Genomic DNA, 26,401 nt, shown 5'->3' with positions numbered 1-26,401 from the left:
TCAGCGTTGGGCGGGTGAGGTCGGGGCCGCGGCCTGGGCAGGGTCCGGCGCCGCGGCGGCCTTGGCGCTCAGTTCCTGCTGCATACGCAGCTGGACACTGGGCGGCAGGGTCGTGTCGTAGACGCGGGCCGCGCGCAGGCGATCCTCGTAGTCCTGCACCTTGTTTTCCATCGAGACACGATGGGCCTGAACGAAAGGCTCCAGGCTCTTGCGGCGCGCCAGCCGGTCCAGGATCTCCGACGAGATCGTGTAGAGCTCCGCGTTGCGCTGCCGGCCCAGGACCAGAAGTTCATCCTTCAGCTTGAGCTCGGCGCGCAGGGCGTCGGTCTCCTGGCGGGCGTTGTCGGCGACGACCTGCTGGCGCTGATAGCGATCGCGCAGGTCGGCCAACTCGGCCTGAAGCGCCAGGACCTGGTCGGCGGCCGGGACGACCGCGGCGGGCATGGGCTTGGCCGCGGCCGCTTGGGCGGCGGGAACGTGGAGAGCGCCGCAGAGCGCGGCGGCGATGATGACGTGACGCATGCGAGCCCCCTCAGAACCGGGTGTTGAGGTTGAGCTGCAGGACGTCGACCGCGAACGGCGGGCGGCTGATGGCGTTGGTGCTCAGCCAGCTCACCCCGACCGAGGTGTTGTCGTAGATGCCGATGTTGGCGTCGATCACGTAGCCCTTCACATCGGTGCCGCCGAGACCGAAGTCGCTGTCGGTGAAGATGTCGAGCACCGCGTCGGTCTCGATGCGCTTGTAGGCCGCCGCCACCTGCCAATCGCCGCGCTTCTTGATGCTGTCGCGGCCGGCGTCGAGGCGCAGCTGCCAACCGGAGTCGCCCGGAGCCACGCCGTCCTCGCCGCGCAGCTTGGCGATCTGGGCGGCGTCGAACGACTGGTTGACCACGTAGTCGGCGGTCAGCTTCACCTTGTTCGCGCCGAAGCCGTTGTAGGTCAGGCTGCCCGTGACGTTCAGCAGATTGAAGTCCGAAGCCAGGCCGGCCAGGGTGGTCAGACCGTCGGTGCGGATGTTGAACACCGAGTTGCCCTGGGACAGCGACGGCGGGGCCGTGAAGTCGTTGAGGCGCGAGCCGTCGGGCGCGTTCTTCTCGCTCTGCACGCGATCATAGGCGTAGTAGGCCACCGCGCCCTTGACCGTCACCGCGTCGACCGGCGCGATCTCGAACCCGACCTGGGCGCCGTACATCCAGCGGTCCTTGTGGTCCTTGCCGCGTTCCTGCAGCGGGAAGGCGCCGCCGACGCCGAACAGCTTGAGGCCGGCCAGGTGCTCGCCGAAGTCATGACGCGCCGAAATGGCCGCGCCCTCGGGATTGATGTCCGGATCCCAGACCATGTCGGTGGACCAGAAGGGGTTGGGCATCCGGCCGCCCGTGAAGCTCAGGCCCGCGACCGGCGTGACCTCGACATAGGCCCGATCGATCCAGATCGGGTCCTTGTTGAAGAAGTCGCCCAAGGTCTTGTTGGTCGAGATGGCGCCGGCGTCGTCGCCCGAGGCCAGGCGCAAACCGACCTTCACCGCCGAATTGATCTTGGCGTCGACGCCCAGCCGCGCGCGATAGCGGGCGCGGTGACGGTTGACGGTCGAGTTCAGCAGCGGGAAGCCGCTGGCGTCCGTGACGCCGCCGGCCTGGTTAATGGCGTTGACGTCCGGGAAGTAGGGAAAATTCCCCTTGTCGAAGAACTCGCCCTGGTAACGCATGCGGAAGTCGCCCGAGAGGGTGACCTGGTTGAGCCAGGCGGGAATGGTGTTGGGCGCGACCCAACCTTCGGTCTTGGCCTGGGCCACCACTTCCTGACGCACTTCGTCGCGGATCTGGTTGCGGACCACTTCAGGCACGTAAGGCACGTCGATGACGCCCGGGGCCGCAGGGGCCTCGCGCTGATGGCGCAGCTCGGCCGCGTGCTTGGCGCGGGCCATTAGCTCCTGCGCCTTTTCACGGGGCAACAGGCCCTCGTCGACGAGCAGTTGCAGGATCTCGACGCCGATGTCGTCGGTGGATTGCGCGTGGGCCGGGGCCGGCGCGGCGGCAAGGCCGGTGACCAGCGTCGCGGCGGCGCAGAGAAGAGCGGTCTGGATTCGCATGATGGTTCCTGGATCGTCGCGTCGGCTCAGCCGACGGGGCGCTTCATGTTGATGGTGGCGAAGGTCACGCCTTCGATCTTCGGCGGCCGACCACGGCTGAGCGGCGGCAGGCTCGACAGGACTTCGCGGATCGCTCCGTCCAGCTTGTCGTCCCCGGTGCTGGATCGCAGCGTCGCGCCGGTGAAGCGGCCGTTCGGATCGATTTCGACGGCGATCTTCAGATAACCCTGGGCGGTGCGGGTTCGAGGATCGCGCTGGAGGGCCCGGCGGATGTGGGTCTCGACAAAGGCCCCCCACCCACCATCGCCGCCACCGCCGCCGCCGCGCCCAAAGAGGCCGCCGCCGCCGCCCGACGCCAGGTGGAAGCTGTCGGAACCGGCGTCGGCCGGCTTGTCCAGCCCTGCGGCTTCAGAGGTTTCCGAAGGCTGGTCGTCGGGCTGGTCGGACGGCGTGTCGACGTCCTTCTGGACCTTCGGATCGTCGGTCGGCTGGATGACCTCTTCCTGCTCCATGATCTTCTCCTCCGGTTCGGGCGGAGGGGGCGGAGGCGGCGTGACCAGGGTGATCTCCTGGACCACCCGTCTCGGCGCCTCGTAGTTGGACGAATGCGGCCACAGCAGCACGGCCGCGGTGATCAGGCCGAGCACGCCCACCGCCACGAGAGTCGGGGCGAGCCAGCGGCGTCGGCGCGAGGAACGGTGCGAGGACATGGTCGGCCTCACCCCTTGGCGCGTTCGCTGACGAGGCCCAGCTGGGTGATGCCGACCCGCCCGCAGGCGTCCAGCACTTCCATGATCCGGCCATACTGCGAGACGCGGTCGCCCTTGATCACCACCGGGAAGTCGGGCGTCACCGCCTTGAACGAGCGCAGCTGTGACTCCAGCTCGTCGATCGTCACCGGATAGGTGTCCAGGTAGACCTGCCCGCTGCTGTCGACGGTGATCGCCTTGGTCGTCGGCTTGGCCAGGCTGACCGAGGAGCTGGCCTTGGGCACATTGACCTTGATGCCCTGGACCGCCGCCGTGGTCATGATGATGAAGATGATCAGCAGGACGTACGCCAGGTCCAACATCGGTGTGATGTTGATCTCGTCGTAGGGCTTGCGTCGGGACTGCGCTTGCATCGGCCCTCCCCCTATTCAGCGGCCAGGGGGAGCGGCGCGCCGCGATAGGTCTCGGCGATGCGCTTTTCGAGTTCGTCGACGAAGATCTGCTGCTCGACGCCGATCTCGTCGGAGCGCGAGAGCAGGTAGTTGTAGCCAAACAGGGCCGGGATCGCGACGGCCAGGCCCGCCACCGTGGCCAGCAGAGCCGCGGCGATGCCGGGGGCGATGGCGTTGATGTTGACGTCGCCGGCGGCGGCCACGGCCGCGAAGGTGATCATCACGCCCAGCACCGTGCCCAGCAGACCGATGAACGGACCGCCCGAGATGGCGATGGTCAGCAGGACCATGGAGCTGTTGAGCTTTTGGCTCTCGCGCGCCTGGCCCGCATCCAGGGCCGAACGGATGGCGGCGATGGATTGCGGCGCCAGGGCGAAGCGGGTGGCGGCGCGACCGGCCGCGCCGTTCTCGGCCAGGCGAACCTGCAGCTCGCGGCGGCCGATGTGGAACAGCCGGGCCAGCGACGAGCTGTCGGCGTGGCGGTCGACGTCCAGACGGGCCAAGCCGTCGTGGGCGCCTTGGCGAGCCATGGCTTCGCTGAAGTCGTCCAGGAAGTCGCGGTTGGCCGAGGCCGTGCGGTTCAGGAACAGGCCCTTGCCGATCATCACGACCCACGACAGGGCCGCCATGATGCAGAGGACGATGATCACCGCCCAGGCGTCGGGCGTCAGGGCCTTGAGCAGGATGCCGAAGTAACCGCCCTCGCCGCCCTTGGTGCTTTCGGCTTCCGGCGCGAAGGCGGTGAACACCGCCGAACGGCCTTGCGACTGGGCGGCCAGGGCGATGGCCGAGGCCGATCGCTCCGTGTTGGCGCGTCCCACCTCGTCCAGGTCGCCGACGAAGGACGGCAGGCCGCCGGCCGCGCCGACGATGTCTTCGCCGCCCAGAGCGGGCAACTTGGCGTCGATGGAGCCGGCCGCGACGCCGTTGACATAGAGGGTGATCTTGTCGCCGGCCGTCACCGCCAGGTGGGTCCAGCTGCCGGGCGACACCGCCGCGGCGGCGGTCGCCTCGCCGGTCACGGCGCCGGCCACGCGGACATAGGGCACGCCGTTGCGCAGGCCCAGCACCAGGCGATCCGCGCCGCCTTCGCCGGCCGCGCCGAACTTCGAATACACCGCCGCGTCTTCGGGCTGGCCGGCCGCCGCGGGCTTGATCCAGGCCGAGAAGGTCATGCGCCCTTCGGCCGGAACCGCCAGGGAGGCGCTGGGCGCCACGCGCAGTTGGCTGGTCGCCTGGAAGCTGGCGCCGCCGGCGCTCAGGCCCTCGAGGGTCGGGGTGGCGGTGAAGACGCTGGGCTTGTTGCCGTTGGCCGTCTGGTCGACCGGGCCGCCGGCCGTTTCGCCGAAGTGGTAGTCCAGCGACTGTTCGCCGTCATAGGTGGCGGCCGGATTGGACACCGGCTTGGCGGCCGGGTTGCCGAAATAGAGCCAGATGTCCTGGCTCTTGCCGGCCGGCACCGACGGCACGTCCACCCAGACCAGGCCGAGCTCGGCCGTCGGGTCGAAGCGCTCGATGTGGTAGGTCAGCGGCGTCTTGTCGTCGCCGGCCACGAAGCGCAGGTCCGCGCCGTCCGGACGCACCTGGCTGAAGTCCAGGACGCCGCTGTGCAGCCGCACCAGCACCGGCGCGCGCTTCACCTCCTCGGTGACGCCCCGCAGGTTCTGGGCTTCCAGGGTGATCTTGCGCCGTTGCGACCAGTCCGCGTTCCACGAGGCCAGGGCCGGCCGCGGGATCACGACCAGGAGCAAGAACAGAGTTACAAAAAACTTCTTCATCTCAGTCATTCTCCAGTCGAGATCGTGCGTTCTAGAAATCGAGCCAGACGCGGAACTGTCCGCGCCAGTCATCGCCGTAGTCGATGATGGTCGATTGCTTGTTCTTGAGGGGGGCGGCCAACAGGGCCGACAGGTTCACGCGACGCAGCAGCCGCTGGCGCATGCCGAAACCGACGCTGGCCAGGCTGGACGTGTCGTCCAGCGCGCCGGTGGCGTCGGCCAACGGATCGTAGATCTTCAGATAGGCCCCGTCGGCGAAGGCGAAGAACCGCCATTCGTCGACCACGCCGCCGAACCAGCGATGGATAGAGGGGCTTTCCAGGTCGAACTGGCCCGAGACGCCGTCGTCGCCCAATTCCTGGCTCTCGTAATAGCCGCGCACGCTGTCCAGGCCGCCGGCGCTGAACTGCTCGTTGCTGATCAACGGCTGGCCCGCATACTGGCCCGAGAGCTTGAGGCTGGCCCGGATGTCCCAAGGCAGGCGACGCACATACGAGGCGTCGGCCCGCAGATAGGCCCAGTTGGCGCTGGCGTTGTAGCGCTTGAAGCGGAACTCGGCCTCGTCGGAATCCAGCCCGCGCAGGCCGACATTCAACGCCACCGTCAGGTCGACGTCGTCCTTTTCGCCCCGACCGATCAGGCCGTACTGCAGCGTCAGCGGATAGTAGTCGATCGGCGTGTGGCCGTACTCGGGGCCGACGATCAGATCTTCCTTGAAGTTCTTGTAGTCGACGCCCGCGGTCAGGGTGTGGAACAGTCCGCCCGACGAGAAGCTGTAAATGCCGCGCAGGCCGAAGATGTCGCCGCTGCCGACCACGTTGATGCCGCCCACGGCCGCCACGTCGCTGTCGGAATGGACCGCGTAGGCCACGACGGTGAACGGCGTGCCTTGGATCGGCGCGGCGTAGGATCCCGTCACCAGCCAGGTCTGCTTAGGGTCCTGCGGCGCGAATTGACCTTGCAGGCTGAGGCTGTGCTCGCGCTGGAAGAGGTTGGTGTAGCGAACCGAGCCGGAGACGCGCAGGCGCTCGGTGCGGCTGCTGCTGCGATCGTTCAGCTCCAGCGAACCGTGCAGCGGCAGGGCGTCCTGCACCTGCAGGTCGACGTCCACCGTGCCCGGCGTGTCCCCGGCGCGCAGCGTCGGCGTGATCGTGCGGTCGGCGTTGGTCTTGTTGAGCTCCAGGACCTGCTTGGAAACCGCCGCGTAGTTGGGCACCTGGCCCTCGGCCAGGGCCGGTGCGCGCTTCTTGATATCCTCGGGCGAGAAGTGTCGCGCGTCGGTCACTCGCAGGCGGCCGACCTTCAACTCCACCACCGTCAGACGGATGACGCCGTCCTGCACATCCTGTTCGGGGATCTCGACCCCGACGGTTTCATAGCCCTTGTCGCGATAGGCCTTTTCCAGGGCGGCGCGCGCCGCCTCGACATCGTCCGCGCTGCGTTGCGGACCCAGGAAAGGATAGACCGCCTTCTCGACATCCAGGCGCGACAGGACCGTGTTGCCCTCGACCCGATAGTTGAGAAGATCGACCCGGCGCTCCACGGGCTTGCCCGCGTCCGCCGGAGCAGGCGCTTCCTGCGCGACGGCGCCATGCGCCCACGCAACCGCCATCACAGCCGCGCAAGCCCAGCGCGAACCAACCGCTTGCATTCAAAGCCCCCTTCCGACGCCCCGACACTCAAGGTCGCCACGACTATCGGCGCGAAAAACAACATCACGCCGCAAGACACCGCCCTCCCCGATCAAGATGATCATCGGACGGAGCCTCAAAATCTCTGGAAGGCGGTCTACATTTCCAATGTATAAGTTTTGTGAAACTCACGTAATTTATTGAAATAATGATTTCACATGTCGCCATGAGTCAAAAATAGACTCTATAGTTTTCAGTATACTGGAAAATACAGAACAGAATCGTTCGAGATGTACTTACAGAACAAGGCGCGCGGACACACCGCGCGCACCGATCCACGATCGGTCCTGCAAGTCTGGAACGCGATGAAAGCGGGGCGCGGGCGTCACAATCGCCCGACCGGTCTAGCGCGTCAGATCAAGGACGCCGCAGCGGTGCGAAACCACACCGGAAATTTCAAAATAGTTTGGCCGCGCGTCCGATCAGGAGCGCGCGGCCCGCACCGGCGCGCCCGACAGCACCAAGGCGTCGGGGCGCTTGTCTAGCTTGAAGCCATAGAGCGCCGCCAGCGTGGCGACGAAGGCGTCGCTGTCGCCGGTCTTGAACACCCCGCTCAGGCGCACGCCCGCGGCGTCGGCGACGCTGATCTGGATCGGACGGCGCGTGTAGCGGTTCATCTCGCCGACCGCGACCAGCAGCGGCGTATTTTCGAGCACCAGCTCGCCTTGCCGCCAGGCCGTCACGGTGTCGAGGGAAGGCCGGTCCAGCAAACCTTGGGTCTCGCCGTCTCGGCGCAACCGGTCGCCCGGCGCCAGGATCACCGACGCCCCCCTCGCCTCGGCGTCGCGGCTGCCCACCTGCACCGCGCCCGCCAGCAAGGTCACCTCCAGCTTAGGCTGGTCGTTGCGAACGATGAAGACCGTGCCCAGCGCCCGGACATAGTCATGCCCCGCGTCGACGAAGAACGGACGGGCGGCGTTGTGGGCGACGTCGAAATAGGCCTCTCCGTGGTCGAGGCGAATGTGTCGCTCGCCGCGACTGTACCGCACGACGATACGGGTACCGGTGTTGAGGGTGACGCGCGTGCCGTCGTCCAGTTGCACCGTACGCTGCTCGCCTACGCGGGTGGTGTAGTCCGGGTCGCGCAGGTGCGCGAACAGGCCCAGCGCGCAGACGCAGACGACCAGGCACGCCAGCGCCAGTTCGCGAGCCCGGATCCGCAGGCCCGGCGCGGCGCGATCGGACTTCCAGTCCGGCGCGACCTGACCCAGGTCGTCCCAGACCGACAAGGTCCGCGCATAGGCCGCCTCATGGACGGGGTCTTCCGCCATCCACCGCGCACGTCCCTGCTCGGCCTTCGTCTCGGCCCGCCCCTTGTCGCGCACGAGCCAGAGGGCCGCCTCGGCGAGGACGCGGTCCGGCGCTTCGTTCAGCGCGGTCTTGCCGTCCCTCACCATCCGTCCATCCACTTCACCAGAAAGAGCATGCCCTTGGCCAAACGCTTCTCGACCGCGCTCACGCTCAACCCCTCACGCCGTGCGATTTCGCCGACGCTAGACCCTTCGACCCGCTGGGCCCGCAACATGCGCCGCGTCACCGGATCGAGCGCCGCGAAACCGGCGTTCAATCTCTCTAGACGTTTTCGACCGGCCCAAACCGCATCCGGCAGCGGCTCATTATCGACTAAAGCCAAATCTTCCACGGGTTGATCGATGATCTTCGCTCGCTTTCGCCTTCGATGCTCGTCGATAACCAGGTTGGACGCCGTGCGCATCAGAAAGCCTTCGGGTTCATTGACTTCGCTCGACTGGCTGTAGCTGGCCAGGCGAACGAAGGCTTCCTGCACAAGGTCGTCGACCTCGGTGATCGACACGCCCTTGCGCATCAACGAGGCCTTCATCCGCTGCGCGATATCCCTGACCGGTCGCATGGTGGTGATCCTGGCGCGAGCCCGTGAAGAGGAAGAACCACCCCTTCCTACGAAAGTATGTGACGGTTTAGTGAGAGCCGGCGCGCGGCCCTCGGAAAAATCGCGAAAACCACGCACCAAGCAACCGACTTTCGGCGCCGGTCGACAACTCTCCGGCCATGGCCGAGACAACGATCAAGAGGGATATAAAGATATCCTTATATCTCTCTTGACGGCATTCCTCCGATACGATCACATGGGCTTGTCGTGGTTCTGCGGACGCACGCTTGCGTCCGCAGCTAAGAGGGAAGTCGGTGAGGGGGTGAAATCCCGAGCCCGGCGCTGCCCCCGCAACTGTGAGCGGCGAGCCGCTGTCCAATACGTGTCACTGACGCGCCGAAGCTGGATCGGTGGCGTGTCGGGAAGGCCAGGACAGGGGTGATGACCCGTGAGCCAGGAGACCTGCCTCGACAGATAACGTCCTCCGGCGGGGTGTCCGGTCTGGTCGCATGCAGGCGTGACCGGGCCGCGAGGACCCGTGCGCGCAATCTCGCGCGCGTCCCGATCAGCCTCCGCCTTCACACCGGCAGAGGCTTTTCAAAATGACCGTCACCGTCGCCACGCTCGGCTTTCCCCGCATCGGCCCCAAACGCGAGCTGAAGTTCGCCCTGGAATCCCATTGGGCCGGCAAGACCGACGCCCCAACCCTGCTGGCCACGGCCGCCGAACTGCGAGCCAAGACCTGGGCCCGCCAGGCCGCTCTGGGCGTGGCCCATGTGCCCAGCAACGACTTCTCGCTCTACGACCACGTGCTGGACACCAGCGTGATGGTCGGCGCCATCCCACCCCTCTACGGCTGGACCGGCGGCCCGATCGACACCGCCGCCTATTTCGCCATGGCCCGGGGAACTCAAGGTTCCAGCGGCGAGGAGGCCTGCGCTCACGGACACGCCCATTCCCATGGTCACGGCCTTCCGGCCATGGAGATGACCAAGTGGTTCGACACCAACTACCACTACCTGGCCCCCGAGGTGTCGCGCGACCAGGCCTTCGCCCTCTCGTCCACCAAGCCCGTCGACGAGTTCCTCGAGGCCAAGGCCCTGGGCGTCCACACCCGGCCGGTGCTGCTGGGACCGGTGACCTTCTTGAAATTGGCCAAGACCAAGGACGAAGACTTCTCGCCGTTGTCGCTGCTGTCGGCCCTGATCCCGGTCTATGCCGAGGTCCTGACCCGGCTCCAACGGGCCGGCGCCGACTGGGTGCAGATCGACGAGCCCTGCCTGGCGCTGGACCTCACCGAGTTCGAGCGCGGTGAACTGCGCCGGGCCTACGGCGCCCTGAGCCATGCGGTTCCAGGCCTGCGCCTGATGCTGACCAGCTATTTCGGCGGCTATGGCGACAATTTGAGCACAGCGGTCAACCTGCCCATCGACGGCCTGCATATCGACCTGGCGCGCGCGCCCGAGGAACTGGACCGTGTTCTGTCCGCCAGCCGTGAAGGCCTGGTGCTGTCGCTGGGCGTGATCGACGGCCGCAACGTCTGGCGCGCGAACCTCCCTGCCCTGCTCGACCGCCTGGATCCGATCGTCTCCAAGCGCGGGGGCGACCGCGTGATCCTGGCGCCGTCCTGCTCGCTGCTGCACAGCCCGGTCGATCTGGAGCTTGAGACCGGGATCGATCCGGAGGTCCGCCAGTGGCTGGCCTTCGCCGTCCAGAAGATCGAGGAGTTGGTCATCCTGGCCGCCGCGCTGAACCAGGGACGTCCCAGCGTCGCCGGACACCTGGCCGCCAGCCAGGTCGCGGCCGAGGCCCGCCGCACCTCGCCCAAGATCCACGACGCGGCGGTGGCCGCCCGTCTGGCCGCCATGACTCCGGCCATGGCCAAGCGCACGTCCGCGTTCGGCCGCCGGCAAGCGATCCAGATCCCACGCCTCGACCTGCCGGCTTTTCCCACCACCACCATCGGTTCGTTCCCGCAGACCGAGGATGTGCGCAAGGCCCGCTCGGCTCACGGCAAGGGCGAACTCAGCGACGCCGACTACGCGACGTTCCTGCGCGAAGAAACCGCCCGCACGGTGGCCTGGCAGGAGGAGATCGGCCTGGACGTGCTGGTCCACGGCGAGTTCGAGCGCAACGACATGGTGCAGTACTTCGGCGAGCAGCTGTCAGGCTTCGTCTTCACCAAGCATGGCTGGGTGCAGTCGTACGGCTCGCGCTGCGTGCGCCCGCCGATCCTGTACGGCGACGTCTCGCGCCCCGCGCCGATGACAGTGGAATGGTGGCGCTACGCCCAGAGCCTGACCGACAAGCCGATGAAGGGCATGCTGACCGGTCCGGTGACCATCCTCAACTGGTCGTTCGTGCGTGACGACGTTCCGCGTTCACTGGCGTGCCGTCAGATCGCCCTGGCCATCCGCGACGAGGTCGTCGACCTGGAGACGGCCGGCGCCAAGGTGATCCAGATCGACGAGGCGGCCCTGCGCGAAGGCCTGCCGTTGCGCCGAGGCGACTGGGGGGCCTATCTGGACTGGGCGGTCGAGTGCTTCCGCCTGACCGCCTCGGGCGTGGCCGATCACACTCAGATCCACACCCACATGTGCTATTCGGAGTTCAACGACATCATCGCCGCGATCGGGGCGATGGACGCCGACGTCATCTCCATCGAGACCGCCCGGTCGAAAATGGAGTTGCTCGACGCCTTCGAGGCCTATGCCTATCCGGCCGAGATCGGCCCCGGCGTCTACGACATCCATTCGCCGCGCGTGCCCGCCGTCGAGGAGATGACCGACCTCCTGAAGGCCGCCCAGACCCGACTCTCGTCCGGCCAGCTCTGGGTCAACCCCGACTGCGGCCTGAAGACCCGCAAATGGCCCGAGACCCGCGCCGCCCTGATCAACATGGTCGAGGCGGCCAGGATCGTGCGTCAAGCGACGGGTGTGGCATGAGCGGCCCCGTCAGCCGGCTCATCGACATCGTCTTCCCCACCGACGCCAATCATCACGGCACGCTGTTTGGCGGCGAGGCCCTGGCGATGATGGGCAAGGCCGCCTTTGTCGCCGGCGCCCGTCACAGCCGCAAGGTCGTGGTGATGGCGGCCTCGCAACGGGTGGACTTCGCCGTGCCGGTGGCGGGCGGCGACCTCGTCGAACTGATCCCGAAAGTCACCCGAACGGGCGAACGGTCGATGACTGTCGAGGTCGAGTTTTGGGCCGAGGGCCTACTGACCGGCACGCGCCGGCGCTCGGCGGTGGGCGAGTTCGTGATGGTCGCGCTGAAGGACGCGCCCTGCCAGGCCTGAGCCTCACGCCACGAACGGAAACGGCGACAGGGCCTTGCTGGATTCTTCGACCAGCAAGGTCCTGTTGATCGGCGCCGCCGCCCGTTGGGGACAGGCCGGACGCTCGCAGATGCGGCAGGACGGGCCGATCTCCACGGCCAGCGGCGTGGCGATGTCCAGGCCTCGGGCGTAGACCAACTTGCCGGCGTATTTCAGCTCGCAGCCCAGGCCGATGACCAGTTCGTCCTCCAGTCCCGCCTGCAGGCCCGACACCCGGCGCACGGTGCGCGACAGGGTGAAGTAGCGCTCGCGGTCGGGGGTCTCGATCACCTGGGTGATGATCCGCCCCGGCGTCTTGAAGCTGTCGTGGACATTCCAGCGCGGGCAGGCGCCGCCGAAGCGCGAAAACGGGAATGGGCCAGCGGCGAAGCGCTTGGAGATGTTGCCCGCCGCGTCCAGCCGCATCATGAAGAACGGCACGCCGCGCGAACCCGGCCGGCTCAGCGTGGTCAGCCGTTGGGCCGCCTGCTCGTAGCTGATACCGAACCGCGAGCGGACCCGCTCGATGTCGTAGCCGCTGGCCTCCATCGCTGACAGGAACGGCTCGTACGGCGTCATGATCGCCGCGGCCAGGTAGTTGTCGAGGAACACCTTCAGCAGCTGGCGCGTGGCGCGGTCGGGCGCCTGGAAGCGATCGGTCAGGGCGGTGAGCGTCTCGCCCGCCTCCATCAGGCCCAACTGGTAGCAGACGGCGAAGATGCGGCTGGCCGGGGCCAGGGTTTCGGACAGCATCAGCCGCTTGCGGTGATGGTCATAGCGGCGCAACGAGCCGGTCATGGTCTCGACCGGCATGACCCGGGTCTGGACGCCGAACTGCTCCAGCAGGCGCGCACGGACGGCCGGACCGAGGTCCTGGGGATCGGCCTTCATGGCCGCGACGATCCGCTCGGCGACCACTTCCAGCTCGGCGAAGTGGTTGCGCTGGGCGCCGACGAGATCGCGCACCCAGTCCGTGGGCGAGGAGGCCGAGGCCGCCGTCGCGCCGTCCGGGCGCTCGAAGGCGCCCAGGTCGATCAGTCGGCCGCGATCCAGATAGGCGCGATAGAGCCGGGTCATCGCCTCGGCGAAGGCCGGCGACAGCTCGGCGACCTCGGCCGACTCGTGGCGGTTGACGCCCAGGTCTGCGAACATCTTGTCGGCCAGCACCTCTTCCAGGCTGGCCCCGCCGCCGGGATCGTCGGCCGACAGGCTGCGCAGGTCCAGGTCGTAGGCGTCGGCCAGGCGCAGCAGGATCTGGGCCGTGACCGGCCGCTGGTTGCGCTCCAGCAGATTGAAATAGCTGGGCGAGACGCCGAGGTCCTCGGCCATTCGGCTTTGGGTGACCCCCAGGTCGCGCCGCAGCCGCTTCAGTCGGCCGCCCAGGAAGAGCTTCTTGTCATTCGTCGCCATATGGTCAACTTGTCATGGCTTTACATATTTTACAAAGTCTCTTTGTGACAAATCACCTTCAATAGGTTCGACCGTTTCCGCGGTGCGGCGTTAGCTCCTCGTCACGAACGCTTCCTTGTCCGACCGCCCTTCCCGCACCTCCCGCGGTCGGGCCGGATCGACGCCTGATGTGGGACCCACGACCGATGACGACGCTGCGCAAGACCTAGGCCCAACACCGCCAGGAGCTGCTGGGCCGCTATCCCGACGGCACGGCGCCGGCCGGCATCGCCGTGGACGACATCATCCAGCTGAAGCTGCAAAACACCTTCTCGACCCACCTGGACATCGCCCGCGAGATGGCCGGCGTCATGCGCGCCGACATGGCCGCCTATGACCTGGACAGCACCAAGTTCACCCAGTCGCTGGGCTGCTGGTCGGGCTTCCACGCCCAGCAGATGATCAAGTCGGTCAAGCGCCTGCGCGGCACCACCAAGGGCGCCTACGTCTACCTGTCGGGCTGGATGGTCGCCGGCCTTCGCAACCGCTTCGGTCACCTGCCCGACCAGTCGATGCACGAGAAGACCTCGGTCGTCGACCTGATCGAGGAGATCTACGTCTCGCTGCGCCAGGCCGACGAAGTGGCGATCAACGACCTGTTCAAGGCCCTGAAGACCGCGCGCGACGCCGGCGACCAGGTCGCCGAGAAGACCGCGATCGCCGCGATCGACAACTTCGAGACCCACGTCGTGCCGATCATCGCCGACATCGACGCCGGCTTCGGCAACGAGAACGCGACCTACATCCTGGCCAAGGAGATGATCAAGGCCGGCGCCTGCTGCCTGCAGATCGAGAACCAGGTCTCCGACGCCAAGCAATGCGGCCACCAGGACGGCAAGGTCACCGTGCCGCGCGAGGACTTCATCGAGAAGCTGCGCGCCTGCCGCCTGGCCTTCGAGGAACTGGGCGTCGACGAGGGCGTCATCGTCGCCCGCACCGACAGCCTGGGCGCGGGCCTGACCCAGAAGATCCCGGTCAGCCAGGAACCGGGCGACCTCGCCAGCGACTACATCAAGTGGCTGAAGACCGAGGCCATCACCGTCGACAGTCCGATCCTGCCGGGCGAGCTGGCGATCTACAAGGATGGCCAGTTCGAAAAGCCGGTGCGCATGCCCAACGGCCTGTTCGCCTTCCAGGAAGGCACCGGCCGGGCTCGCGTCATCGAGGACTGCATCGCCTCGCTGACCCAGGGCGGCGCCGACCTGCTGTGGATCGAAACCGACACCCCGAACGTCGACGAGATCGCCTCGATGGTGACCGAGATCCGCAAGGTCGTGCCCAACGCCAAGCTGACCTACAACAACTCGCCGTCGTTCAACTGGACCCTGAACCTGCGTCGCCAGGTGCGTGACCAATGGATCGCCGAGGGCAAGATCCACAAGGACTCCTACCCCGAGGGCAACAGCCTGATGTCGGCCGAGTTCGACGCCAGCGACCTGGGCCAGGAAACCGACGCCCGCCTGGCGGCCTTCCAGGCCGACATCGCGGCCCGCGCCGGGGTGTTCCACAACCTGATCACCCTGCCGACCTTCCACCTGACGGCCAAGAGCATGGACGAGCTGTCGCGCGGCTATTTCGGTCCCGACCGAATGAAGGCCTACGTCAACACCGTCCAGCGCGAGGAAATCCGTCGCGGCGTCTCGGCCGTGAAGCACCAGCACGAGGTCGGCTCGGACCTGGGCGACACCTTCAAGGAAATGGTCGCCGGCGAACGCGCCCTGAAGGCCGGCGGCCACGCCAACACCATGAACCAGTTCGCCGCCGAATAGTCGGCGACCGGCTCATCCTCCTTCCCCCCACCCGATCAAAGGATTCCATCATGACCGCCACGCAATTTGCTCCCGCCGCCATGCCGAACGCCTCCGCCGAACAACGCGCGGTCGATCGGGTGGCCGAGGCCGCTCACCGCTTGAACGAGGCGGTGCAACGGGCGATCGCGGCCGGCTATTCCGTCGAGCTGGTGCGCACCTCGCGTCACCACGACGGGGCCGGCAACTGGGGCGACCAGATCGTCCCGACCGTGCGACCCAATGGCGCCGGCAAGAGCGCCTGATCTACAACACACCTAGTCGATACGCTTCCTCCCGGGCCCTCGCGCCCGGGAGACCGCCACAGAGCTACAGGATACGCCATGCCCCTCGACGTCGCCGCCAACATCCAGGTCACCGGTCCGATTGAAGGCCGCGCGGTAGAGGTGCTGACGCCCGAGGCCCTGGCCTTCGTGGCCGATCTGCATCGCCGCTTTGACGCTCGCCGGCGCGAACTGCTGGCCGCCCGCGTCGCGCGCCAGGCCCGCTTCGACGCCGGCGACCTGCCGGACTTCCTGGAAGACACCGCCGACATCCGCGAGAACGACTGGACCGTCGCGCCGATCCCCGCCGACCTGCAGGACCGCCGCGTCGAGATCACCGGCCCCGTCGACCGCAAGATGATCATCAACGCCCTCAACTGCGGGGCCAAGGTGTTCATGGCCGACTTCGAGGACGCCACCTCGCCGACCTGGTCCAACCTGATCGAGGGCCAGGTCAATCTGAAGGACCGCTGGGCCGGCGACCTGACCCATGTCGACGCCAAGTCGGGCAAGTCCTACGCCCTGGGCGCCAATCCGGCGGTGCTGAAGATCCGCCCGCGTGGCTGGCACCTGCCCGAGCGTCACATGGAGGTCGACGGCGAGGTCGTCAGCGGCGCGCTGTTCGACTTCGGGCTTTACCTGTTCCACAACGCCAAGGCCTCGCTGGACCAAGGCTCGGGCCCCTACTTTTATCTGCCCAAGCTGGAGAGCCATCTGGAGGCGCGCCTCTGGAATGAGGTGTTCGTCCACGCCCAGGCGGCTCTGGGTCTTCCCAACGGCACGATCAAGGCCACGGTGCTGATCGAGACCATCCCGGCCGCCTTCGAGATGGACGAGATCATCTTCGAACTGCGCGACCACATGGCCGGCCTGAACTGCGGCCGCTGGGACTACATCTTCTCGTTCATCAAGCGCCTGGGCCGCACGCCTGCGTTCCTGACGCCGGACCGCTCGGCCATGGTGATGGGCAAGGCCTTCCTGGGCGCCTATTCGCTGAAGCTGATCCAGACCTGCCACCGTCGCGGCGCCTTCGCCATGGGCGGCATGGCCGCCCAGATCCCCATCAAGGGCGACGAGGCCGCCAACCAGGCCGCCTTCGCCAAAGTCCGCGCCGACAAGGAACGCGAGGCCGGCGCCGGCCACGACGGCACCTGGGTCGCCCACCCCGACCTGGTGCCGGTGGCCATGGAGGTCTTCAACCGCCTGATGCCCACGCCCAACCAGTTGGACAAGCGCCTGGCGGACCTGTCGATCACGCAGGCCCAGATGCTGGAACTGCACGAAGGCGGCCGGACCGAGGCCGGCGTGCGCGAGAACATCCGCGTCGGCGTTCGCTACACCCAGGCCTGGATCGAGGGCCGGGGTGCGGTGCCGCTCTACAATCTGATGGAAGACGCCGCGACCGCCGAGATCTGCCGCACGCAACTGTGGCAGTGGATCAAGCTGGGCGCCGACCTCGACGACGGGCGCGAGATCACCTCGCAGCTCTTCGTCAGCCTGCTGACCGAGGAGATGGCCGGCCTGCGACGCGACTTCCCGTCCGACCGCCTGGAGGAAGCCGCTCACCTGTTCTCGCGCATGGTGCTCGCCGACGCCCTGGAGGAATTCCTGACCTTGCCCGCCTACGAGTTGATCGCCTGAAAGCGTCGGCGCCAACGGATCACGCTAGATCACCGGATCGATGGCTCCACCGTCCTGCACGCGCTGCAGCGCAACGGCCTCGACGATGTGGGCGCGATAAAGGACGCCCAACAGGTCCGTCTGGGTGATGATGCCCAGGAGCACCCGGTGCTCGTCGACCACCAAGGCCTCGTGCGCTGTGCCGCTGGACAGGATCGGCAGCAAGGCCTCGATCGCGGTGCCGGGGCGCACCTTGTGCACGAAGGGATCCAGCACCGCCTCTACCGGGCCTTCTCGCCCAGTCTGCAGTTCGGCTCGGCGCACCATGCCGACGACTCTGCGATCGGCGTCGATGACGGGCGCCGAACGCAGGTCGTGCCGGCGCAGATAGGCGAGCGCGCTTTCGGCGCTCTGGTGCAGATCCACGCTGAGCACGTCGCGGGACATGATGTCGCTGCATAGGATGCGGGCGTGGATGCGGCGATGGGCCTGCAGCTCTACCTCGCGGAACAGGGCGTCCAGGTCCTCGCGATCGACGTCCAGCAGTTCGCCATAGTGAGCCAGGGCCTGGTCGATGTCGGCGGCGGTGAAGCCCACGCGCTGCAACGGCGGCGCGTCCCGAGTGTCATGGACATTCGGCGGCGGCGCGACACGGTGCGGGTACGAGCGTCCCACCGCCCGCGCATAGGTCATCGCCGACAAGACCAGTAGCGTCGAGCACAGGCCGACGGGCACGAAGACAGAGGCGTAAGACGCTGCGCCGATCGGTCCCGCGACGAGAGCCGCGCCCAGGGCGACCGCACCACCGGGCGGGTGCAGGCAGCCCAACAGGCTCATGGCGATGATCGCGAACGCCACCGCGACCGCGGCGGCCAGGGCGGGATGAGCGTGAAAGATCAGCGCGCAGGTCACGCCGACCAAGGCCGAGATCATGTTACCGCCGATGATCGCGCGGGGCTGGGCCAGCGGACTGGCCGGCACGGCGAAGGCCAGCACCGCCGAGGCGCCGATCGGCGGGATAAGCAGCGGCAGGGCCGACGGATGTCCGCTGGTGATCAGATGGGCCAGAAGGCCCGTGGCCGGTATGCCCAGCAAGGCGCCCAGGCCCGAGCGCAGGATATCGGCGGGCCGGATCGGATTGCGGCCGCGCAGGACCTGGGAAAACGTGTGCTGCATGATCCTTCGGCGTTCGAGGTGTCAGGCCTGGCCGTGACCCAGGCGGGCCAAGGCGGCGGTCAGGGCCGGTTCCAGGGATTTCAGTTCCTTGAGATGGGCCGCGCTCAGTCCTGCCAGAAGGCTTTCGGCCTTGCCCGTCAAGGCCAACCGCATCTTGCGGCGATCGGTCGGCGACGGCGTCTTGGTGATCAGGCCCGCCTCGACCATGCGCGCGGCAAGTTCCGCGGCGGTGTGGGGCGCGATCATAAGCCGTTCGGACAGCGCGCCCACCGTCGGCGCATCCGCGCCGTCGAAACCGGCGATCACCAGCAAGGCCTGATGTTGCTGGGCGGGCAGCCCGGCGTCATGAGCGGCGGTCTCGCTAAACGCCAGGAACCGGCGCAGTTCGTATCGGAAGGCCGCCAGGCTCACGTACTGGGCGCGCGTCAGGCCTTCCTGCTCATCGATCCGATCGCTCAAACGTCGCCCTCTTGGATAATGTCGTAATACGATATATTGGCGCTTCCACAAGACGCCATGTCGAGAGGAAGCATGACCATCGCCGACGCCAAGTCCAGTTCCGTGACGACCGCGCCCCGCCGCGCCCTGGGCGACTTCACCGCCGACCGTCGCCTGTTGATGCTGGCGGCCATGGCCGTGGTGGTGGGCGCCGGCGGCACGAGCGCCGCCTGGCTGTTGATCCGCTTGATCACCCTGGCGACCAATCTGATCTGGTTCGGCAAACTCGATCTCTTCACCCGCTCCATGGAACATCTGACCCCGTCGCCTTGGATGGTCGCCGCGCCTGTACTGGGCGGCCTGGTCATCGGGCTGATGGCGCGGTTCGGATCGGAAAAGATCCGAGGGCATGGGATTCCCGAAGCCATCGAGGCGATCCTGATCGGCGGCAGTCGGATGTCGCCCAAGGTGGCGGTGCTGAAACCGATCTCCTCGGCCATCTCCATCGGAACCGGCGGTCCCTTCGGCGCCGAAGGACCGATCATCATGACCGGCGGCGCGATCGGCTCGTTGTTCGCCCAGTTCTTCCATCTGAGCGCGGCGGAGCGAAAGACCCTGTTGGTGGCCGGCGCCGCGGCCGGCATGACCGCGATCTTCGGAACGCCGGTGGCGGCGGTGTTGCTGGCGGTCGAACTCCTGCTGTTCGAATGGCGCCCCCGCAGCTTCATTCCCGTAGCGGTCGCCGCGGTGGTCGCCACCGGCTGGCGACCGTGGCTGTTCGGGACAGGACCGTTGTTCCCCTTTTCCGCCGATCCTGTTCTGCCTTGGTGGGGCCTGGCGCTGTGCGCGAGTCTCGGTGTCCTGGCCGGACTTCAGTCAGGCCTGTTGACCAAGCTGCTCTACAGCCTGGAGGACGCGTTCGAGCGACTGCCCCTTCACTGGATGTGGTGGCCGGCGCTCGGTGGCCTGGCCGTGGGTCTGGGCGGACTGATCGAACCCCGAGCGTTGGGCGTGGGCTACGACGTCATCCGGGACCTGTTGACGGGCCACATGGTGGTCCAGGCCGTGCTGATCCTGCTGGCGGTCAAGGCGGCGATCTGGCTTGTGGCTCTGTCGTCGGGAACCTCGGGCGGCGTCCTGGCGCCGTTGCTGATCCTTGGCGGGGCGATGGGTTGGCTGGTTGGCCAAATTCTGCCGGGCGATCCGGGCTTCTGGGCCCTGCTGGGCATGGCGGCGATGCTGGGCGGGACGATGCGTTCGCCGCTGACGAGCGTCATCTTCGCGGTCGAGCTAACGGGCGACTGGCGGATGTTGGCGCCGTTGTTGGCCGCTTCGGCTGCGGCCTACGCCACGACGGTGCTGCTGCTCAAACGGTCGATCCTGACCGAGAAGATCGCCCGCCGAGGACGCCACATCACGCGCGAATACGGTGTGGATCCCTATGAACTGGTCCGCGTCTCGGAGGTCATGGTCCATCAGGTCGATACGCTGGCCGCCGATCTGTCCATTCCGGACGCCATGGCGATCCTCCAAGAGGGCCAACAGCGGGTCTATCCCGTGGTCGAGGCGTCCGGACGGCTGGTGGGTCTGGTGTCGCGGGCCGACGCCCTGGCCTGGCGGGTCGAGGGCGGGCACAAGGGGCAGACCCTGACCGAGCGTGTATCGGACGCCGCCCTCCCCGTCGTTCACCCCGGCGATGTGGTCGCCCAGGCTGTCGAACTGATGCTGGCCACCGGCCAGGGGCGCATCCCCGTCACCGATGCAGGCGGCCGGCTGGTGGGTCTGCTGACCCGCAAGGACCTGCTGCAAATCCACGCCAACACCTCAAAGGCCGAGGGCGACCGGCAGGCCTATTTCATCCCCGGGCGACGCGAATAGGTCAGCGGGCCGGTCAGGACCATCCCGCCAACACGTTGCCACGATTAAAGCCCTTGGCTTCGGCCGGAGTCAGCCACTTGCCTCGACGCAGAGGGCCCGCTCCCGGCCCCTGCGCGCGGAACTGCGAGAACCGCGCGCTCTCCGGCTGCAGCATCGTGCGCGGGTTGCCGTCCTTGCCGGTATACCACATCTCGGTCCAGCCCTCGGGGGCGATGTGGCGGTCCATCCAGCAGTCCAGGAACGTAGCCGCGCCGACGAAGCGCGGATCGCCATAGCGACCGTCCGGGAAGACGCTCGACGGACGCCAGGGCCGGCCGAGATAGACGCTGCCGGGCTTGACGCCTTTGTCGGCGGTCAATCGGCAGCGATGGAAGACGAAGCCGTAGGGTTGTTCGATCGGCGTGCTGGGCGCGACGATATAGCCGTCGACCGGATCGACGGGCCGAGGACGCGAACGGATCTCGCACTGCTCGAACCACGCGCGGCCCGCGCCGAAGATGAAGTCGTAGCTGCCGGCGATCAGGCAGCGCTCGAACAGGCTGCGCCCGGCGTCGGGAAACAGCGTGTCCTGGTAGCTGAGCAGATCGACCTCGGTGAAGCGCGCGCGGTCGCTGCCCTTGTCCAGCATCAGGGCCACGGCCTGCGGTCCCGCCCCGTCGTGCGAATGCAGCCCGCCCGCCTTGGTCATCTCGGCCAGACCGTCGAAAGCGTTCTGGATCGTCAGGTTGCGGGCGGCGAAGTCGGACGCGCGGACAAAAAGCGTCGGGGTGCGGAAGGTGCCCCAGCGCTTGCCGTCGGGCGCGGTCAGGCCCGAGGCCGCCAGGTGGCTGATCACCGAGGCGTGGCGATCCTCGCCGATCAGATGGACGAACGGCTTGTCGACGACGACCTGCTCGTCCCAGACGCCGCGCGTGACCAGGATGCGGAACGGCCGGGTCCCGTCGGCCGGCGCGGCGGCGATGGCGGCTGACAGGCTGGGATAAGTGGGCGCCGCGAACCGCCGAGGATCGTCCGGCCGCTTGAGCACGGCGTCGTAGGACGCGGCGGCCAGGGCCACGCCCGGGGCCAGCAAGGCGGCGCCCGCCAGCAAGGCGCGTCGAGAGATCGAAAACCTTCGCATCGAAACCTCAAAAAAGCGGGCGCCGGCCGGGACAAATCGGCCAGCGCCCCATTCCTCGGGAGGAGGATTACCTAGAACGAGTAACGCAGGCCAAAATTGTACTGCCGGCCCGTGTGGGAATAGACGTAGACGCTATCGCGCTTGCTATCCGTGTACTGATCGTTGAACGCATCAGTCAGGTTCAGCCCCTCGAACGTCAGCTTCAGGCGCTTGTTGATCGCGTAGCTGACCGAGGCGTCGACGGTGAAGGTGTCACGCACGCCGTCGACGTCGTTGGTGCTGGTCCCGCTAGGCACCGCCGTCAGGTACTTGTCGCGGTAGGCGCCCGAGACCCGCGCGCTGAACCGGTCGTCTTCGTAATAGACGGTCGCGTTGAACGCGTTCTTCGACAGGCCGACCAGGTCATCCTGCACAAAGCCCGTGGGCGAGCGCGCCGAGATGTAGTCGATCTTGGAGTCGACCACGGTGACGTTGAAGATCGCCCCGGTGTGGCTCAGGAAGCCCGGCAGGAAGCTGAACGGCTGCTGGTAGCTGACCTCGATCCCCTTCAGCGGGCCGCCCTTGGTGTTGACCGGCTGGCTGAACAGGAAGGTGTCGTTGACCGAGACGCCCAGGCCGTCGAGCAGGCTGGCCGGCAGGCCAGAGGCGCTGAACGGCTGCGAGATGCGCGAGGTCTGGATGTAAGTGTCGATGTCCTTGTAGAACAGGCCGACCGAGAACAGGGCCCCTTCGGCGAAGTACCACTCGGCCGACAGGTCGTAGGTGGTGGCCCGGATCGGATCCAGGTTGGGGTTGCCCGAGCTGACGCTGAACACGCCCACCGTGCTGAGGCTGCCGCCCGGCGTCAGGCTCCCCAGGTTCGGACGGGTCATCACCTTGGCCGCGCCGAAGCGCAGCAGGAAGTCGGAGGTGACCTCGGCGGTGATGTTCAGGGCGGGCAGCCAGTCGTCGTATTCGCGCTCCACGGTGGCCTGCTGGGCCGCGCCGGCCACCAACTGGTAACCGGTCGAGCTCTGCTTGGTCTTCACATAGCGCACGCCGACGTCGCCGCGGATCGGCCAGGCGAAGTGGTCGGTGTTGAAGTCGATCTGCCCGTAGGCCGCCGAATCCTTCTCCTCGACGCTACGGATGTTGCCGCGCGCGTTGGCGTTGCTGGCGCCGCTGAGTTCGAACAGGCCCTGGCCGTTATAGATGTCGAACAGCTTGGCGAAGGCGTTCAGGTCGGGGGCCGACCACGAGGTCGGCACGCCCGACGGCGCGCCGAGGTTCTTGCCGAAGCCCGACACCGTCTTGGTCAGGCTGGCCAGGGTGACGCCGGCCGGCAGGCTCGGCACCACCGACTCGTTGACCCGGGCCATGGCCCAGGAGTCGAAGGTGTAGTCCTTGAAGTTGACGCCGACCTTCAGGTGCAGATTGTCGTTCAGCTTGTAGTCGCCGTCGAGCTGGGCGGTGCCGATCTTGTTGACCACGCCCTGCGGACGCAGACGGATTTCCGAACGCGCCGCCCCGAAGTTGTAGGCCAGCGGATCGTTGACGTTGAAGCCGTAGTTGATCAGCGGCAGGTTGGCGTCGGGTCGGTAATCGTACGAAAAACCGTCCGAATTCTCACGGTTCATGATCACCGTGGTCTGGATCGGGTTTTCCATGTCGGACTTGGAGAAGCCGACCAGGCCCGTGACCTTCAGGCGCTCGCCGAACTGGTGCTCGCCGGTGAAGGTGGCCTGGGTGTACTTGGTGTCCAGCTTGTCGAAGCGGCTTTCGCTCTCGATGTCCACGTCGTCGAACAGGCCGTAGACCATGTCGCCCTTGGCGTTGACCGCGCCGTCGCGAACGATGATCTCGGGACGGCCGCCTTGCGAGGCGTTACGGGCGAAGGACAGCGCCTCCAGCCAGTTCTCCTCGCGAGTCGCCTTGAAGTCCGAATAGAGGAAGTCGGCGCTGAACAGGGTGTTCTCGTCGGGCCGGAACTGCAGCGACGTGGTCACGCCTAGACGCTTCTGGTTGTGGGTCAGTCGGCCGTAACGCGGGAAGCGCGGCGAGAAGACGCTGGCCTGGCTGGCCTGGGTGAAGGTCGAGGCCGGGCTGTAGCCGCCCACCTCGGTGCCGTTCAGCCAGCCGCCCGATCCGTGGCCTTCTTCCAGCAGCTCACGCTCGGTATAGGCCACCGAGACCAGCGCGCCGAGCTTGCCGTCGAGCCAGGTGTCGGACGCCAGCAGCGCCAGGCGGGGGTCCCAGGCCTTGGACAGGTCGTTGTAGCCTTCCTGGGCCGAGACCACGAACGTGCGGCCCTTGTAGTCGAACGGCCGGCCGGTCTGCAGGTCGACGGTCGCGCCCAACGAACCTTCCTCGGTCTGGGCCGAGGCGGTCTTGCGCACCGTGATGCTGTTGAAGAGCTCCGAGGCGAAGACGTTGAAGTCGAACGAGCGGTTGCGGTTGGCGCCGCCCGAGCTGTCGGTGCCGCTGGCCGTGCTCTGGCCTTCGACGCCGTTGATGCGCACGCGGGTGAACTGCGGGCCCAGGCCACGAACGGTGATCTGGCGCCCCTCGCCGGCGTCGCGGGCGATCGACACGCCGGGGACGCGCTGGATCGACTCGGCCAGGTTGGCGTCCGGGAAGTCGGCGATGTCCTCGGCCTTGATGACATCGACCACGCCGTTGGAGCGGCGCTTGACGCTCAGGGCGCTGCCCAGGCTGGCGCGGAAGCCGGTGACGACCACTTCCTCGACCTCGGAGCTCTGCTCGTCGGCGCTCGCGGGCGCTGAGGCGGGCGCGGCGTCCTGGGGCAGAGCGACCGGCGCGGTCGAGGCCAGCTGAACGTGGGCCTTCTGGCCCAGCACCGCGGTGCGGCCGTCGTTGGAGACCACCACCAGCTCGCCGCCCTGCAGCAGCCGCGTCAGGCCGTCCGGCACCGAATAGGCTCCGCGAACCGCATTGACGCGCTTGTCCTTGACGACCGCCTGAGGCGCCAGGATCTGCAGGTCGGCCTGCTGGCCAAACTGGGGGATGCCCGTGGCGGCCGACTGCGCCGGCACGTCGAACTTGCGTGTCTGGGCGTGAGCCTGAGCGCCGACCAGCAGGGCCGTGGCCCCCGCGGCCAGCATCAAGGATGTCTTTGCGTAGTCATGCCGCGGATATCCCATGCGGCGCCCTCCCTATAACGGTTTTCCAGCGGCGCTTCTAAGAGCGCCTGTCTTGAGCGATGCGGCGGAAACCGGTTTCCGTCAGAAGACGGTAAAAATTATTCGCCGGCCTCGACCAGGATCACTTCGCCGCGCACGCTGACCCGCGCGCCAAAGCTGGCGGCGGCGGCGCGCGCGAAGCTTTCGGGCTCGTTGGTGCGGAACCAGCCGACCAGTTTCTCGTCGGCCAGCTTTTCGTCGGTGATCACGATCTTGCGGTCGTTGTAGCGGTTGAAATCGGCGGCGGCGGCCCCGAAGTCCTCGCCGTCCAGCACGATCTGGCCGTCGCGCCAGGCCAGGTCACGCGTGATGTCGATGGGCGCGACGGCGGGCGTCGCGGGCCCGGCCTCGTCGCTGACGAAGATGCGCTCGCCCGCCGCCACGCGGCGCGGCGCGTCGCCGGCGTCGCTGGACCAGGTTTCGACCACGCCCTCGGTGACCAGCACCTCGCAGCCGCCTTCGCGCCGCCGCACCGAAAAGGCCGTGCCCACGGCGCGCACCCGCACCGGCCCGCTTTTGACCACGAACGGCCGTTCCGGATCCTTGGCGACCTGGAACCAGGCCTCGCCCTTGTCCAGCCTCACCTGCCGCAGGTCGGACCGCATGGCGACGTCCAGGACGGTGTCGGTGTTGATCGCCGCCATCGATCCGTCCGACAGCGGCACGCGCCGAATCTCGCCCACCGCGGTGCCGTAGCGAGCCGACAACAGCCTGGGGACCACGATCACGGCCGCGCAGGCCGCGACCGCCGCGCCCACTCCCGCCAGCAGGCCGCGCCGGTCCGGCCGACGCGTGGAGACGGTCGGCGTGGCCGGATCGCCATTCAGCGCCCGGGCGCGATCCAGCATCGTCCAGGCGGCCTCAGCCCGGACATAGGCGCCCTGGCGACGAGGGTCGCCCGCCAGCCACGCGTCCAATTCGGTTCGCTCCGCTTCGGTGACCTCGCCCTGATCGGCGCGGACCACCCATCGGACGGCTTGCGCCTCGATGTCAGCGGCGCTTTCGCGTTCGATCATGGGGGCTCGATCTCCTTGGAACGGCGGACTCAGGGGTTTCACCCTCGGCGAGGGCGGCGAGGATGGCGCGTAGCCCCCTCACGGATTCATTCTCGACCACATGCTCGGTCACCCCCATGCGGCGGGCGATCTCGCGCTGCGGCAGACCTTCGATCTTGCGCATCTCGAAGATGCGCCGGCACCGCTCGGGCAAGGCGGCGATCAGCCGCTGCACCCGGGCCAGTTCCCGGCGTCCGCCAGCGATGCGTTCGGGCGAAGGCTCGTCCAGTTCGACGTTCAGCGCGTCGATTTCCGTCACCGTTTCGATCCGAACTACCCTGGCCCGCCGAAGCTGCTCTAGGGCGACGCTCCGCGCGGCCTGGAAGAAATAGGCGCGCGGACTTTCGATGTGATCGATGGAGGCCAGGCCGGCTAACCGGCAATAGGTCTCCTGGATCACGTCGTCGGCGTCGCCCGCCGCGGCCAGGGATCGCCGAAGCCACGCGCGCACGTCGGCTTCATGGGGCAGGATCTCCCGCCCCAGCCACGCCACGATACGCGCGCGTCCATCCTGCAATCGGTTTCCTCGC

General features: G+C 67.4%; 21 protein-coding genes and 1 riboswitch. Of the genes, 6 read left to right on the top strand and 15 right to left on the bottom strand.

The window, feature by feature from the left end; translation table 11 throughout:
* From G3M62_RS09635 to G3M62_RS09600, 8 genes are all read right to left on the bottom strand, one after another.
* Positions 1-522 (bottom strand): hypothetical protein, encoded by a 522-nt coding sequence (locus G3M62_RS09635; protein ID WP_165186545.1) that lies wholly within the window; start codon positions 520-522, stop codon positions 1-3.
* 10 nt (positions 523-532) lie between these two features.
* Positions 533-2,089, bottom strand: coding sequence for a putative porin (locus G3M62_RS09630; protein ID WP_165186544.1), 1,557 nt, complete (start codon positions 2,087-2,089; stop codon positions 533-535).
* A 26-nt stretch (positions 2,090-2,115) separates the two neighbouring features.
* The gene (locus G3M62_RS09625) at positions 2,116-2,799 is read right to left on the bottom strand and encodes an energy transducer TonB (RefSeq protein WP_165186542.1); all 684 of its coding nucleotides are present in this window, start codon (positions 2,797-2,799) and stop codon (positions 2,116-2,118) included.
* A gap of 8 nt (positions 2,800-2,807) precedes the next feature.
* Positions 2,808-3,212 (bottom strand): ExbD/TolR family protein, encoded by a 405-nt coding sequence (locus tag G3M62_RS09620; RefSeq protein ID WP_165186540.1) that lies wholly within the window; start codon positions 3,210-3,212, stop codon positions 2,808-2,810.
* 11 nt (positions 3,213-3,223) lie between these two features.
* Entirely contained in the window at positions 3,224-5,029 is a 1,806-nt protein-coding gene (locus tag G3M62_RS09615) for a DUF2341 domain-containing protein (RefSeq protein WP_205691976.1), read from the bottom strand.
* A 31-nt stretch (positions 5,030-5,060) separates the two neighbouring features.
* On the bottom strand, positions 5,061-6,680 hold the full coding sequence (locus G3M62_RS09610; RefSeq protein WP_165186537.1) for a ShlB/FhaC/HecB family hemolysin secretion/activation protein: 1,620 nt from the start codon (positions 6,678-6,680) through the stop codon (positions 5,061-5,063).
* A gap of 462 nt (positions 6,681-7,142) precedes the next feature.
* Complete coding sequence (locus G3M62_RS09605) at positions 7,143-8,117, bottom strand: FecR family protein (RefSeq protein WP_165186535.1); 975 nt, start codon at positions 8,115-8,117, stop codon at positions 7,143-7,145.
* Positions 8,111-8,590, bottom strand: coding sequence for an RNA polymerase sigma factor (locus tag G3M62_RS09600; protein ID WP_165186534.1), 480 nt, complete (start codon positions 8,588-8,590; stop codon positions 8,111-8,113). Before G3M62_RS09600 ends, G3M62_RS09605 begins: the two co-directional genes overlap by 7 nt.
* 230 nt (positions 8,591-8,820) lie before the next feature.
* Positions 8,821-9,053, top strand: a riboswitch (cobalamin riboswitch).
* A gap of 118 nt (positions 9,054-9,171) precedes the next feature.
* Between G3M62_RS09600 and metE the strand changes: the two genes are divergently transcribed.
* Together metE and G3M62_RS09590 are read left to right on the top strand one after the other, a co-directional pair.
* Positions 9,172-11,514 (top strand): 5-methyltetrahydropteroyltriglutamate--homocysteine S-methyltransferase, encoded by a 2,343-nt coding sequence (gene metE, locus G3M62_RS09595; RefSeq protein ID WP_165186532.1) that lies wholly within the window; start codon positions 9,172-9,174, stop codon positions 11,512-11,514.
* Positions 11,511-11,867, top strand: a complete 357-nt coding sequence (locus tag G3M62_RS09590; protein ID WP_165186530.1) for an acyl-CoA thioesterase — start codon at positions 11,511-11,513, stop codon at positions 11,865-11,867. The genes metE and G3M62_RS09590 overlap by 4 nt, the downstream gene beginning before the upstream one ends.
* A gap of 3 nt (positions 11,868-11,870) precedes the next feature.
* Here the strand turns inward: G3M62_RS09590 and G3M62_RS09585 are convergent, their stop codons facing one another.
* Positions 11,871-13,295, bottom strand: a complete 1,425-nt coding sequence (locus tag G3M62_RS09585; protein ID WP_165186529.1) for a helix-turn-helix domain-containing protein — start codon at positions 13,293-13,295, stop codon at positions 11,871-11,873.
* A 227-nt stretch (positions 13,296-13,522) separates the two neighbouring features.
* Here G3M62_RS09585 and G3M62_RS09580 point away from each other — a divergent pair, with 227 nt between their 5' ends.
* The 3 genes from G3M62_RS09580 (at position 13,523) to aceB (ending at position 17,046) form a co-directional block, all read left to right on the top strand.
* Positions 13,523-15,103 carry an isocitrate lyase gene (locus G3M62_RS09580; RefSeq protein ID WP_246263626.1) on the top strand — a complete coding sequence of 527 codons (1,581 nt, stop codon included), beginning with the start codon at positions 13,523-13,525 and terminating at the stop codon, positions 15,101-15,103.
* 50 nt (positions 15,104-15,153) lie between these two features.
* Positions 15,154-15,387 carry a hypothetical protein gene (locus tag G3M62_RS09575; protein WP_425483848.1) on the top strand — a complete coding sequence of 78 codons (234 nt, stop codon included), beginning with the start codon at positions 15,154-15,156 and terminating at the stop codon, positions 15,385-15,387.
* Positions 15,388-15,465: 78 nt separating this feature from the next.
* Positions 15,466-17,046: a malate synthase A gene (gene aceB / locus G3M62_RS09570; protein WP_165186527.1), complete on the top strand. Its 1,581-nt coding sequence runs from the start codon at positions 15,466-15,468 to the stop codon at positions 17,044-17,046.
* A 24-nt stretch (positions 17,047-17,070) separates the two neighbouring features.
* On the opposite strand, the gene G3M62_RS09565 is transcribed toward aceB, so the two are convergent.
* Together G3M62_RS09565 and G3M62_RS09560 are read right to left on the bottom strand one after the other, a co-directional pair.
* On the bottom strand, positions 17,071-18,201 hold the full coding sequence (locus G3M62_RS09565; RefSeq protein WP_165186525.1) for an HPP family protein: 1,131 nt from the start codon (positions 18,199-18,201) through the stop codon (positions 17,071-17,073).
* A 21-nt stretch (positions 18,202-18,222) separates the two neighbouring features.
* Positions 18,223-18,660 (bottom strand): MarR family winged helix-turn-helix transcriptional regulator, encoded by a 438-nt coding sequence (locus G3M62_RS09560; protein ID WP_165186524.1) that lies wholly within the window; start codon positions 18,658-18,660, stop codon positions 18,223-18,225.
* A 72-nt stretch (positions 18,661-18,732) separates the two neighbouring features.
* Here G3M62_RS09560 and G3M62_RS09555 point away from each other — a divergent pair, with 72 nt between their 5' ends.
* Positions 18,733-20,517, top strand: a complete 1,785-nt coding sequence (locus tag G3M62_RS09555) for a chloride channel protein (protein ID WP_165186522.1) — start codon at positions 18,733-18,735, stop codon at positions 20,515-20,517.
* 13 nt (positions 20,518-20,530) lie between these two features.
* Here the strand turns inward: G3M62_RS09555 and G3M62_RS09550 are convergent, their stop codons facing one another.
* The 4 genes from G3M62_RS09550 to G3M62_RS09535 form a co-directional block, all read right to left on the bottom strand.
* Positions 20,531-21,637 carry a pectinesterase family protein gene (locus G3M62_RS09550; RefSeq protein ID WP_165186520.1) on the bottom strand — a complete coding sequence of 369 codons (1,107 nt, stop codon included), beginning with the start codon at positions 21,635-21,637 and terminating at the stop codon, positions 20,531-20,533.
* Between the two features lie 71 nt (positions 21,638-21,708).
* Entirely contained in the window at positions 21,709-24,738 is a 3,030-nt protein-coding gene (locus G3M62_RS09545; RefSeq protein ID WP_246263545.1) for a TonB-dependent receptor, read from the bottom strand.
* Positions 24,739-24,875: 137 nt separating this feature from the next.
* Positions 24,876-25,832 (bottom strand): FecR family protein, encoded by a 957-nt coding sequence (locus G3M62_RS09540; protein ID WP_165186518.1) that lies wholly within the window; start codon positions 25,830-25,832, stop codon positions 24,876-24,878.
* Positions 25,807-26,388, bottom strand: coding sequence for an RNA polymerase sigma factor (locus G3M62_RS09535; RefSeq protein ID WP_165186517.1), 582 nt, complete (start codon positions 26,386-26,388; stop codon positions 25,807-25,809). Before G3M62_RS09535 ends, G3M62_RS09540 begins: the two co-directional genes overlap by 26 nt.
* Between the last annotated feature and the right edge of the window lie 13 nt (positions 26,389-26,401).

This window comes from Caulobacter soli, from assembly GCF_011045195.1.
In the GTDB taxonomy this organism is placed as follows: domain Bacteria; phylum Pseudomonadota; class Alphaproteobacteria; order Caulobacterales; family Caulobacteraceae; genus Caulobacter; species Caulobacter soli.
Note: the sequence above shows the minus strand (reverse complement) of the source record. Positions and strands in the feature narration are given on the sequence as shown.

Excerpts from the sequence above, each read along its gene's own strand:
- G3M62_RS09620 (WP_165186540.1), bottom strand. The coding sequence starts at position 3,212 with ATGCAAGCGCAGTCCCGACGCAAGCCCTACGACGAGATCAACATCACA.
- G3M62_RS09545 (WP_246263545.1), bottom strand. The coding sequence starts at position 24,738 with ATGCTGGCCGCGGGGGCCACGGCCCTGCTGGTCGGCGCTCAGGCTCAC.
- G3M62_RS09610 (WP_165186537.1), bottom strand. The coding sequence starts at position 6,680 with ATGCAAGCGGTTGGTTCGCGCTGGGCTTGCGCGGCTGTGATGGCGGTT.
- G3M62_RS09625 (WP_165186542.1), bottom strand. The coding sequence starts at position 2,799 with ATGTCCTCGCACCGTTCCTCGCGCCGACGCCGCTGGCTCGCCCCGACT.
- G3M62_RS09540 (WP_165186518.1), bottom strand. The coding sequence starts at position 25,832 with ATGATCGAACGCGAAAGCGCCGCTGACATCGAGGCGCAAGCCGTCCGA.
- G3M62_RS09605 (WP_165186535.1), bottom strand. The coding sequence starts at position 8,117 with ATGGTGAGGGACGGCAAGACCGCGCTGAACGAAGCGCCGGACCGCGTC.
- G3M62_RS09555 (WP_165186522.1), top strand. The coding sequence starts at position 18,733 with ATGACCATCGCCGACGCCAAGTCCAGTTCCGTGACGACCGCGCCCCGC.
- G3M62_RS09575 (WP_425483848.1), top strand. The coding sequence starts at position 15,154 with ATGACCGCCACGCAATTTGCTCCCGCCGCCATGCCGAACGCCTCCGCC.
- G3M62_RS09565 (WP_165186525.1), bottom strand. The coding sequence starts at position 18,201 with ATGCAGCACACGTTTTCCCAGGTCCTGCGCGGCCGCAATCCGATCCGG.
- G3M62_RS09615 (WP_205691976.1), bottom strand. The coding sequence starts at position 5,029 with ATGAAGAAGTTTTTTGTAACTCTGTTCTTGCTCCTGGTCGTGATCCCG.
- metE (WP_165186532.1), top strand. The coding sequence starts at position 9,172 with ATGACCGTCACCGTCGCCACGCTCGGCTTTCCCCGCATCGGCCCCAAA.
- G3M62_RS09585 (WP_165186529.1), bottom strand. The coding sequence starts at position 13,295 with ATGGCGACGAATGACAAGAAGCTCTTCCTGGGCGGCCGACTGAAGCGG.
- G3M62_RS09635 (WP_165186545.1), bottom strand. The coding sequence starts at position 522 with ATGCGTCACGTCATCATCGCCGCCGCGCTCTGCGGCGCTCTCCACGTT.
- G3M62_RS09550 (WP_165186520.1), bottom strand. The coding sequence starts at position 21,637 with ATGCGAAGGTTTTCGATCTCTCGACGCGCCTTGCTGGCGGGCGCCGCC.
- G3M62_RS09600 (WP_165186534.1), bottom strand. The coding sequence starts at position 8,590 with ATGCGACCGGTCAGGGATATCGCGCAGCGGATGAAGGCCTCGTTGATG.
- G3M62_RS09630 (WP_165186544.1), bottom strand. The coding sequence starts at position 2,089 with ATGCGAATCCAGACCGCTCTTCTCTGCGCCGCCGCGACGCTGGTCACC.
- aceB (WP_165186527.1), top strand. The coding sequence starts at position 15,466 with ATGCCCCTCGACGTCGCCGCCAACATCCAGGTCACCGGTCCGATTGAA.
- G3M62_RS09590 (WP_165186530.1), top strand. The coding sequence starts at position 11,511 with ATGAGCGGCCCCGTCAGCCGGCTCATCGACATCGTCTTCCCCACCGAC.